Consider the following 9,747-nt stretch of genomic DNA (forward strand, 5'->3'; position numbering starts at 1 on the left):
TTACAGGTCCACGACAGCGTTGGGGTCACCCAACCGTGGGCCGAGGATGACCAAGACCAAGAAGACCGCAGCCGCGGCGAGCGCCAGCCATCGCCACACCGGGAAGAAGCGCTCGCCACAAAGCCGGGCGAATGCCGCGCCGATGAGCGCGCCGATCGTATTGAAGATGAGGTCATCAATATCAGTGCGTCCTAGCGCGAAGGCATACTGGACTGTTTCCAGTGCCAAACTCAGCGCGAATCCCCACGCGGCCGTTGCCTTGATTGATCGGCACATGCTGAAGACGAGCATGCCGAAAGGAATGAAAAAGGCGGTATTGCCCGCATACTCAAAAAGCGGGCCAAACCAGGTGCCTCCGGAGAACTCATCAAGTGGCACCAAACGCAGGTCACGAACTCGCTGGTTCTCCGGCTTCCAGAGGTAGCCAATCTGATAGAAGGGCTTAAGCGTGGTGAGCGCGGCCATGACCGCGATCCACGCGCCAAGGGCGACCCTATTGAGCAAGGGTCCTGCCCTTGAACTCTGGCAGTGTCAGTGCTGCTACAGCTGCGAGGCCGAAGGCTGCTGCGAACAGCGCGAAGAGCGAGCCCGTTCCTGCCACCGCGATGAGCGGCGGAACGATGAGCGGTGCCAGGATTGATGCGAGTCGGCCGAAGCCAGCTGCCGCACCGGTACCGCGCCCGCGCAGGGCGGTGGGGTAGAGCTCCGGGCCGATGGCGTACAGCGCACCCCACGCGCCAAGGTTGAAGAAGGAGAGCAGGCAACCGGCCAGGATGATCATGGCTTCAGTGTTAGCGAAACCAAAGAACCCGGCGGACAGGGCGGAACCCACGAGGAATATCGCTAGGGTCGAGCGGCGGCCCCAGACCTCGATGAGCCAGCCGGCTGCGGCGTAGCCGGGTAGCTGGGCGAGAGTGATAATCAGCGTGAAGCTGAAGGACTTCACCAGGGAGAAGCCATCCGCGACAAGCAGTGACGGAATCCAAATGAAGGCGCCGTAGTAGGAGAGGTTGACGCAGAACCAGATGGTCCACAGCGTCAGCGTGCGCCCGCGCAAGGACTTTGACCAAATGCTGGTGGCGGTGACATCTTCCTCGGAGTAGGTCGGTGCCGGGGTCGTGCGGTCAATGTCCGCCTCGTCTACCTCGGCCTCAAAGGAAGCGACGATTTCTTCTGCTTCCTCGTGGCGGCCCTTCGACTCTAGGAAGCGCACTGATTCAGGCAAGTGAAGGCGTACATAGAGAGCGTAGAGCGCGGGCACCATGCCGAGCGCTAGGGCCCAGCGCCAGCCGCTTTCCGACGCCCCCACCACGAACGTTCCAATTACCGCAGCGAGGATCCACCCCACCGCCCAGAAGGCCTCCAGCAGAACGACCATGCGCCCGCGCACCTTGAGCGGTGCGAACTCGGAAATCAGCGTGGAGGCCACCGGCAGCTCAGCGCCGAGGCCAAGTCCGATGAAGAAGCGCAGGATGATGAGGAGCGTGAGGCCCGTTGCCAGGGCAGAAGCGCCCGTGGCAAGGCCATAGACCAGCAGGGTCAGAGCAAAAATGTGGCGGCGGCCGAACTTATCGGCCAAGAGGCCGCCGAAGGTGGCGCCCAAGGCCATGCCGATGAAGCCCACGGACGCCAGCCAGGAGGATTGGGTCGGTGTGATCCCCCAGTGCACGGCCAAAGCGGCCATGATGAAGGAGATGAGGCCCACGTCCATGGCGTCGAGCGCCCAGCCGATGCCGGAGCCGAAGAGGAGACGTTTGTGTTTTCCAGTGACGGGAAGGCGGTCGAGCCTCTCCGTGCGTGAGATAGAGCGATGATCAAGACGATTCATGCAGGCTAAGCTTACTCCTCGGGGGTAAAGCTTTTCAGCCGCAGAGAATTGGTCACCACAAAGACTGAGCTCAGGGCCATTGCCAACCCCGCCAGTAGGGGGTTGAGCAGGCCAAACGCTGCCACAGGAAGAAGAATAATATTATAGGCGAAGGCCCAAAATAGGTTGCCCTTGATGATGCGCAGGGTGCTGCGCGCGAGTCGCACTGCCTCGGCAACGGAGCGCAGGTCGTTGTTCATCACCGTGATATCGGAAGCTTCGATGGCCACGTCTGCTCCCGCGCCCATCGCGATTCCGAGGTCCGCCTGCGCGAGCGCTGCGGCGTCGTTGACGCCATCGCCCACCATGGCCACAGTGCGCCCCTGCTCCTGCAGACGAGCAATAGTATCCACTTTGTCTGCGGGCATGACCTCCGCTGTCACGTTGGCATCATCAATGCCAACGGCTCGCGCCACTGCACGCGCCGCGCCGGCGTTATCCCCGGTGAGTAGGTGGGGTGTAAGTCCTAGCTTGTGCATTGCTGCGATGGCGGCGGCGGAGGATTCCTTGATGCGATCCTGCAGCTCGATGGTGCCTGCCAGGGTGTCATCGACGTAGACGCCGACTTGGGTCCCGGTGCCCTCATAGCCCGCAGGCGGCCGGCCGACTCGCACGTGCGCGCCCTCAATCGTTGCCTCGATGCCTTGGCCGGGAAGCTCGTGGAAGTCTTCGGCTGTGGGGAGCTCGCCGTCGTAAGCCGTGCGGATGGCGCGTGCGATGGGGTGCTCGGAGCCCTGCTCTGCGGCCGCGGCGAGACGAAGAACGTCCTGCTGCGTGTGCCCTGCCGTAGATTGGATTGCTCCCACCGACATCTGGCCTTCCGTGATGGTGCCCGTTTTATCTAGAACGATGGTGTCGATCTGGCGCGTCGATTCCAAAATCTCCGGGCCCTTGATGAGGATTCCCAGTTCGGCGCCGCGCCCGGTGCCCACGAGGATTGCGGTGGGCGTCGCCAAGCCCATGGCGCACGGACACGCGATGATGAGGACGGAGACGGCGGCCACGAAGGCTGGGGCGATACCACCGAACAACAGGTGTGCCACGAGGGCGAGGAGAGCGATGCCGATGACGATCGGGACAAAGACGGCGGCGATGCGGTCCGCGAGACGTTGTACAGGGGCCTTCGAGGTCTGGGCCGCAGTGACCAGCGCGCCCATCTGGGCCAAAACGGTGTCGGAGCCAACGCGGGTGGCGCGCACCTCAAGGCGCCCAGAGGCGTTGATGGTAGCGCCCGTCACCGTGCTGCCGGGTGAAACCTCAACCGGCATTGACTCGCCGGTGAGCAGGGATTCATCCACGGCGGAATGACCGCTGAGAACCACGCCATCGGTGGCGATCTTCTCGCCGGGACGGACCACAAAAACATCGCCTACGTGGAGCTCGCTGGCGGGAATGCGGGTTTCGGTGCCGTCGCGAAGCACGGTGGCTTCTTTAGCCCCCATAGTCAGCAGCGTGGTGAGCGCCTCGGAGGAGCGCCCCTTAGCTTTGAGCTCAAACCACCGTCCAAGCAGCAGGAAGGTGATAACCATGCCGACGGATTCGAGGTAGATGTGGTCCATCTGCGCGTCATTGGAGCGTAGCGTCATGTGCATGGTCATACCGGGCATTCCGGCATCGCCGAAAAAGAGCGCGTAGAGGGACCAACCGAAAGCGGCGGTAGTGCCCAGTGTGATGAGAGTATCCATCGTGGCAGCGCCATGCTTCAGATTGGCCCAGGTAGCGCGGTGGAAGGGTGCTCCGCCGATGACGTAGACGAGTGTCGTGAGCATCAAGCAGGCCCACTGCCAGTGCTGAAACTGCAGGGCCGGGACCATGGAAAGCAGCATCACTGGTAGGGAGAGTGCCGCAGAGAGCAGGGTGCGCTGAAGGATGTCGGAGGCTTCGCTCTCGCGAGCATCCTCCGCCGTGCTTGCTGGTTCCTCCCCCTCACCGTCCATGGTGAAGGCTCCGTAGCCCGCGCCTTCGACGACGTCGATGAGATCGGCGGGCGTCGTCGTTGCAGGGTCATAACTCACGGAGGCAGACTCCGTGGCGAAGTTGACCGTGGCTTCAACGTTGTCGAGTTTGTTGAGTTTGCGCTCGACGCGGGAGGAGCACGACGTACAGGTCATCCCAGTGATGCCGAGGGTGAGGCTGGTAGTCATGGTGTTTAGGCCAATTCGTAGCCGGCTTCGGCGACGGCAGCAGCAACTTGCTCATCGCTAAAACCCTCCCCGGTGACGGTGACTGCACCGGTGGTGTGGTCGGCAGTAACGTCGGTTACGCCACTGATCTCTGAGATCTCTTCCTTGACGGAAAGCTCGCAGTGGCCACAGGTCATGCCGGTAACGGTGTAGGTTGTGGTGCTCATGGTGATGAATCCTTCTCTCTTCTTAGCGGTTAATGCTACTGCCAAGAATATACCCACCTGGGGTATACGCGCAAGGAATAATCGAGTCTTGTGTACCGTTGAGGGTTGATAGAACCGACAAATATCCCCGAGACTGATAGGAACAACATGGCAACGATTGACATTACTGAGGACACGTTCCAGGAGACCATCTCTGCCGACGGCATCACGCTCGTCGATGCCTGGGCGGAATGGTGTGGCCCGTGCAAGCGCTTCGGCCCGGTCTTTGAGAAGGCATCTGAAGAGCACCCTGATGCTACGTTTGCCAAGCTGGATACTGAGGCCAACCAGGAGCTATCTGCGAAGCTGCAGATTCAGTCCATCCCTACCTTGATGGTTTTCCGCGATGGCATCCTGGTCTTCCGTGAGGCTGGCGCCCTGCCGCCGGCAGCACTGGAGGATCTCATCGGCCAGGTTAAGGCCCTCGACATGGACGAAGTCCGCGCCCAGGTGGAGAGCCAGAAGGCGGAATAGTCCCGAAGAATTCTCCTTGGTGCGGAGGGCCAAGTACGCCCGCCGCGCGCGCTTTCCTGTGAGTATCGCTACACTCGCAGGAAAGCGTCTTTTTATATAGGCCACTAATAAGAGCTGCATTAAATACTGTTGCAGGAACCACTAAGGAGTGAGTGCGATGGCAAATCCATTTAGCAAAGGCTGGAAGTATGTGATGGCTTCTTTCGATCAGAAGATCGACGAGAACGCTGACCCCAAGGTCCAGATCCAGCAGGCCGTGGAAGGTGCGAAAGAGCAACATCGCCAGATTTCCGAACATGCGGCGGAGATTATTGGACGCAAAACCCAGCTGGAAATGCAGCTCAACCGCCTGGTGAAGTCCCAGAAGGACTACCAAGACCAGACCCGCCGGGCGCTGGAGCTGGCGGATGCTTCCGAGGATCCGCAGAAGGCCGCCGAGTACAACCAAGCGGCAGAGGTCGTGGCGAGCCAGCTGGTCGCCGTAGAGAATGAGTTGGCCAATCTGAAGTCCCAGCACGAGGCCGCCGCCCAAGCTGCCGAGCAGGCGAAGGCCCAGCAGCAGCAGTCGGAGGCCCGCCTTAAGGAGCAGCTCGCGCAGGTGGACCAGTTGCTGTCCCAGGCTGATCAGGCAGCGATGCAGGAGAAGAACGCTGAGGCCTTGGACTCTATGAACGAGCTCAAGCCCGATGATTCCACGCCAACGTTGGATTCGGTACGCGCCAAGATTGAGAAGCGCTACGCCGATGCTCTCGGCGCTCAGGAGCTGCACCAGGCAACTGGTGGCAGCCGGATTCAGGAGATTTCGGCCGCGGGTCACGATACGGCCGCCGCGTCCCGCTTGGACGAGATTCGCGCCGAGATGGCCAAGAATAAGGAGATCGAAGGTTCCCCCTTCGCTAGCGACCAAGCGCTTGAGACTGGCACCGAAGCTGGTGTTGGTTCCGAATCGGAGACCACCGAGGGCAAGCAGTAGCCACCGCGGACCACATCACCGCATAGAAAAGGGACCTTTGAGAGCGGGCCGCGTAGCGCGGCCTGGGAGTTTCAGCGCCTTATGCTCTCAAAGGTCTCTGTGGTGTTTTAGCTATCTTGCCGGCGGATATTGATGAGCACGCCGCGGATGCCCGAGTGGAAGCCATCGCGCAGGTTGACGCGCTGGGTTTCGGTGAGCGTGTACTCGTGCAGCGTTTCACAGGCGAACTGCAGCAGCGGGCGGTCGATTTCCGGTGGCAGCCCGCCGCCCGATAGCAGGTGAGCCTGGTCGCGTTGATCAGCGCTCGCAGCGTTGTCGAACCACCACGAGGCATATTGCTGTCCCACATCAAAGGGAGACTGGAACCCGGCGGAGCTCCACACTTCTTCAGGGAGCGGAACGTACTTCGAACGTAGCTTGCGGCGCGGTGCCATCATCGACGGCTTTGGCGCGGCCGGCTTGGGAGCAGGCTTCGAGGCTTCGGTGCCTGCTTCCGACTCTTTGTCGGCAGGCTCCTGAGCAGCGGTTCCAGGCTGGGAGGGCTCCTCGTCCTCGGCGGGGACGCTGGGTGCTGCTGACTCGGGGTGAGCGGCCGTGGCCGCCACATCTTGTGCCGCGGCAGAAGGAGTGGCCGGCCCGGGTTTCGGTGCGGAGGGGAAAGCAGCTTGTGCCTCGGTAGGTTCTTCGCATTCCGGAGCGAGCTCGCTAGCGGCATCGCTCACGTCCTCGCTGCCGTCCTCGGAATTCTGGGGTTCGCGGATGGTCGGCGGTAGCGGGCCTTCGAGAACCTCGAGCTCCATTGCATCGGCGAAGTCCTCGCGCGGATCAAGGATTGTGGTGGAATCACACGCATGGCGCAGAGCGGAGGACATTGAATCCCAGCCGAAGCCGTAGAGGTGCACGCGCACGCCGTTATTGACGGCTTCCTGCACTCCGGGGATCATGTCGGCGTCGCCGGAGACCAAAACAAAGTCCGTGACTTGGCCCTTCATAGCGGAGACGATCATGTCGGCGACAAGGCGGGTATCCACCGCTTTTTGGGTGCGGCGCTCGCCCCATTCGATGAGTTGGCCGGTACGCAGCTGCACGCCATCGCAGACGCGCAACGCTCGCTGGTAGCGGTGGGGCCCAGTATCCGGGATTCCGTCATACCAGTATTGGCGGTGAATACGGTTTCCAACCTGGTTCTCAATCATGGAACCAAGGGAGCTGACTACTTCGGGTAAATCAATCTCTAGCTGGGCTCGGGCACCCGTTTCCCATGAGTTATAGAAACTGGCGAGTAGATATGACGTGTCGACGAAGACAAGTGTTCGTTCAAGCATGGCTCCTAAATTCCGTTCTATTTCTTCTAAATAATTTTCTTAGGTCACTTCTGTGAGGTCTTCCAGCCTAAGGCCGGTGTGTTCCAGTGTGCCCCATTAGTCACAAAACGTCGATAACCTTGAGGGAATTCCCAGGTCAAAGTCAGGGCTCGATGCAGTCTTGCCAGGACTAAAGGATGGTTATATGGTTAGTTACATGAGTAACCAACCAGCTAAGGGGTCGGCATGGATAACTCCGCGCAGCCGCTCTTCCGTCAGATAGCTGTGCTCATTGAGGACGCCATTATCGAAGGCACCCTCACCGAAGGGGCACAGGCGCCGTCCACGAACGAGCTGGCCGCCTTCCATAGCATCAATCCCGCCACCGCCCGTAAAGGCCTTTCTCTTCTCGTGGATCTGGGGATCCTCGAAAAGCGCCGAGGCATCGGGATGTTTGTCACTTCAGGTGCAGCCGAAATGATTCGCGCGCGGCGTCGCCAAGAATTTGCAGCCGAGTACGCCGCGCCGCTGATCGACGAAGCCGTGCACCTGGGCTATACCCGCCAGCAGCTCCATGACCTCATTGATCTTGTCGCAGAAAGCCGAGGACTCTACTCATGATTTCCACCCCACACTTCACCTTCGGCGACGGCCTCACACATGGCCTCGTCGGCCCCAACGGTATTGGTAAGACCACGTTGCTACGCAAGATTGCCGGACAGCTGAATGCTTCCGGCATCAAGGTCGATGGCGACAAGCCCTATGACAATGAAAAGGTGCTCAACAAGGTTGTGCTTATGGGTATCGACAACCCCTTGCCCGAAGGCTGGAACGTGAAGAAAGTCTTCACCGTAGCCAGCCTGCGCTGGCCCACCTGGAACAAGGAGCGCGCCGAGGAATTGGTGGAGCGTTTCGAGCTCCCGATGAAGAACTACTCGGGGCTTTCCCGCGGGCAGAAGTCGGCGGCGAGCTTCATTGTCGCGGTGGCTTCGGGGGTGCCGTACATGCTTCTCGACGAACCCTATCTCGGCCTCGACGCTTCCAAGCGGGAAGTATTCTACGAAGTCTTACGCGAGGAGCATGGCCGCACCATCATTGTCTCCACCCACCACCTCAACGAGTTATCCGGTTTGCTCGATACCGTGGCTTTGATGGGGGAGAGCCCGATCTCCGGACCCATCGATGAGTTCATTGAGGGCGTCGTCCAACTCACCGGCTCTGCCGAAGCCCTCGATCGCGCGCTGGGGCGCCTGCAGCTTCCGGTCCTTGAGCGCGAAACCTCAGCCGTGGCAGACCGCGCGCTTGTCGACGCCCGCCCCAGCCACACCACCAACGTCTTCGACATGGCCCAGGAAATGGGTTTGCGTGCCAGCGAGGTATCCCTCGAACAGGCAGTGTTGGCATTGGGGGAGGCATGATGAAGATCTATAGACATATGGCGCTGAGCTGGAACAGCTTCTTTTTTGCCTTGTGGATTGTTGTCCTTCCGGTGCTGGGAATGGATCGCGGGCAAGGGTGGGCCATTGGTTACTCACTCTTTATGGTCCTTATGGTTTACCTTTCGCAGCCTGATTTCACGCGTTATCTGACCTTTGGGTTGAGCACCCGGGTGTGGAATGGGCACCGGCGAATCAATGCTTCCCTGACGCTTGTGCTCATTCTTGTTAGCGCGCCCTTCGCCTTTCCGTGGTGGACTCTCATCGCGCCAACGGCAGCGTGGATATTCTGCGTGGCCAAGCGCGTCGAGCCATCGCGCATGACCGCGAGCTCCCTCATCGTAGGCAGCGATGGTGATTCTTCGACGGGCTGGTTCTCAGCGTCCCCGGTCTCCCAAATTGTGTTGCGTCCCCAGGTCCGCGCGTGGATGTGGACTGCGATCGGTGTAGCCATCGCAATAGCGATAACCATCGTGGTGAGCAAGCTGTGGGATGCCGCCGTGGGCATCGTGGGTGTCATTGTTACGTTGATTGTCCTGCCGCTAGTTGCTGATTCAATCCGCAGCTCACTCAAAGATGCAGTGGCCTTTGGGCTGCCGCGCGGTGCCTGGGCTAAGGCCACTGTGCTGTGCACGGCAATCCCCGTGGTCCTATCGCTCGTGGCCGATCTGGTAGCGATGATGTGGACCGGCAATCCAGCGGGGTTCACCATCGTGTGTCTTGCTACAACGTCACTACTTTTAAGTTTCGCCATTACCGACAAACCGACGTGGCTTTACACAACTGCGCTAGCGGGAGCAATCGCCATACTGTTCATAGCGTGGCTTATCAATCCCAGCGTTGCGATGGGGTGGACGTTCACAGGGATGGCAATCATCTACGTTGTGTGGGTTGCCGCGTATCCCCGGATGGCTAAAAAGACCAACGTGTTTAGCCCGGGCCTCATGGGCTGGTTTGGGTCACGCTGAGCGCCAACCAATGTCGGCGTTAAACGGTTGTCTTTGTGCACTTCAAGAAGGGATAAAAACCTTCTTTGAAGTGCATATTTGTGTTTTTTCAAGGCCGTATGTAACTTTATATGAGTCAGCGCGACCGACAGCGCCCCACAGGAACAGAGGTTCTTGGAGAGAGGCGGTAGGAAAACAGGCCCTGACAACAAATATTTTCCTTACTCGCAGTACTGCGTTTCGCTTAAAGCGGGCCGTATGGCTGTGTGGTGACGATGTCTGAGAACTCAATAGTGTGCCAATGTACTTTTTTGTTGGTTGATTTTATTTGTTCTGGCCGTGTTGTGCCGTATGTGT

General features: G+C 59.8%; 10 protein-coding genes. 5 read left to right on the top strand and 5 right to left on the bottom strand.

The window, feature by feature from the left end; translation table 11 throughout:
• The 4 genes from QP363_RS10140 to QP363_RS10155 are packed head-to-tail and all read right to left on the bottom strand — an operon-like array spanning position 1 to position 4,217.
• Positions 1–465, bottom strand: coding sequence for a VanZ family protein (locus QP363_RS10140; RefSeq protein WP_070444714.1), 465 nt, complete (start codon positions 463–465; stop codon positions 1–3).
• Between the two features lie 28 nt (positions 466–493).
• Entirely contained in the window at positions 494–1,828 is a 1,335-nt protein-coding gene (locus QP363_RS10145) for an MFS transporter (RefSeq protein ID WP_284764445.1), read from the bottom strand.
• A gap of 11 nt (positions 1,829–1,839) precedes the next feature.
• Complete coding sequence (locus QP363_RS10150; protein ID WP_284764447.1) at positions 1,840–4,011, bottom strand: cation-translocating P-type ATPase; 2,172 nt, start codon at positions 4,009–4,011, stop codon at positions 1,840–1,842.
• Positions 4,012–4,016: 5 nt separating this feature from the next.
• Entirely contained in the window at positions 4,017–4,217 is a 201-nt protein-coding gene (locus QP363_RS10155) for a heavy-metal-associated domain-containing protein (protein WP_010187886.1), read from the bottom strand.
• Positions 4,218–4,364: 147 nt separating this feature from the next.
• Between QP363_RS10155 and trxA the strand changes: the two genes are divergently transcribed.
• Both trxA and QP363_RS10165 read left to right on the top strand, forming a co-directional pair.
• Entirely contained in the window at positions 4,365–4,730 is a 366-nt protein-coding gene (gene trxA / locus QP363_RS10160) for a thioredoxin (protein ID WP_070644737.1), read from the top strand.
• Between the two features lie 157 nt (positions 4,731–4,887).
• Positions 4,888–5,703 (top strand): PspA/IM30 family protein, encoded by an 816-nt coding sequence (locus QP363_RS10165; RefSeq protein WP_070444720.1) that lies wholly within the window; start codon positions 4,888–4,890, stop codon positions 5,701–5,703.
• Between the two features lie 107 nt (positions 5,704–5,810).
• On the opposite strand, the gene QP363_RS10170 is transcribed toward QP363_RS10165, so the two are convergent.
• Positions 5,811–7,028: an NYN domain-containing protein gene (locus QP363_RS10170; protein ID WP_070444722.1), complete on the bottom strand. Its 1,218-nt coding sequence runs from the start codon at positions 7,026–7,028 to the stop codon at positions 5,811–5,813.
• Positions 7,029–7,253: 225 nt separating this feature from the next.
• Here QP363_RS10170 and QP363_RS10175 point away from each other — a divergent pair, with 225 nt between their 5' ends.
• The 3 genes from QP363_RS10175 to QP363_RS10185 are packed head-to-tail and all read left to right on the top strand — an operon-like array spanning position 7,254 to position 9,411.
• Positions 7,254–7,628: a GntR family transcriptional regulator gene (locus tag QP363_RS10175; protein WP_070444724.1), complete on the top strand. Its 375-nt coding sequence runs from the start codon at positions 7,254–7,256 to the stop codon at positions 7,626–7,628.
• The gene (locus tag QP363_RS10180) at positions 7,625–8,425 is read left to right on the top strand and encodes an ATP-binding cassette domain-containing protein (protein WP_070711336.1); all 801 of its coding nucleotides are present in this window, start codon (positions 7,625–7,627) and stop codon (positions 8,423–8,425) included. The genes QP363_RS10175 and QP363_RS10180 overlap by 4 nt, the downstream gene beginning before the upstream one ends.
• On the top strand, positions 8,422–9,411 hold the full coding sequence (locus QP363_RS10185) for a hypothetical protein (protein ID WP_236659367.1): 990 nt from the start codon (positions 8,422–8,424) through the stop codon (positions 9,409–9,411). Before QP363_RS10180 ends, QP363_RS10185 begins: the two co-directional genes overlap by 4 nt.
• The last annotated feature ends 336 nt before the right edge of the window (positions 9,412–9,747 follow it).

The sequence above is a fragment of the Corynebacterium sp. UMB6689 genome (genome assembly GCF_030215295.1).
Classification (GTDB): domain Bacteria; phylum Actinomycetota; class Actinomycetes; order Mycobacteriales; family Mycobacteriaceae; genus Corynebacterium; species Corynebacterium aurimucosum.

Coding starts and splice junctions, on each gene's coding strand:
- QP363_RS10140 (WP_070444714.1), bottom strand. CDS start 465: ATGGCCGCGCTCACCACGCTTAAGCCCTTCTATCAGATTGGCTACCTC.
- QP363_RS10145 (WP_284764445.1), bottom strand. CDS start 1,828: ATGAATCGTCTTGATCATCGCTCTATCTCACGCACGGAGAGGCTCGAC.
- QP363_RS10150 (WP_284764447.1), bottom strand. CDS start 4,011: ATGACTACCAGCCTCACCCTCGGCATCACTGGGATGACCTGTACGTCG.
- QP363_RS10155 (WP_010187886.1), bottom strand. CDS start 4,217: ATGAGCACCACAACCTACACCGTTACCGGCATGACCTGTGGCCACTGC.
- trxA (WP_070644737.1), top strand. CDS start 4,365: ATGGCAACGATTGACATTACTGAGGACACGTTCCAGGAGACCATCTCT.
- QP363_RS10165 (WP_070444720.1), top strand. CDS start 4,888: ATGGCAAATCCATTTAGCAAAGGCTGGAAGTATGTGATGGCTTCTTTC.
- QP363_RS10170 (WP_070444722.1), bottom strand. CDS start 7,028: ATGCTTGAACGAACACTTGTCTTCGTCGACACGTCATATCTACTCGCC.
- QP363_RS10175 (WP_070444724.1), top strand. CDS start 7,254: ATGGATAACTCCGCGCAGCCGCTCTTCCGTCAGATAGCTGTGCTCATT.
- QP363_RS10180 (WP_070711336.1), top strand. CDS start 7,625: ATGATTTCCACCCCACACTTCACCTTCGGCGACGGCCTCACACATGGC.
- QP363_RS10185 (WP_236659367.1), top strand. CDS start 8,422: ATGATGAAGATCTATAGACATATGGCGCTGAGCTGGAACAGCTTCTTT.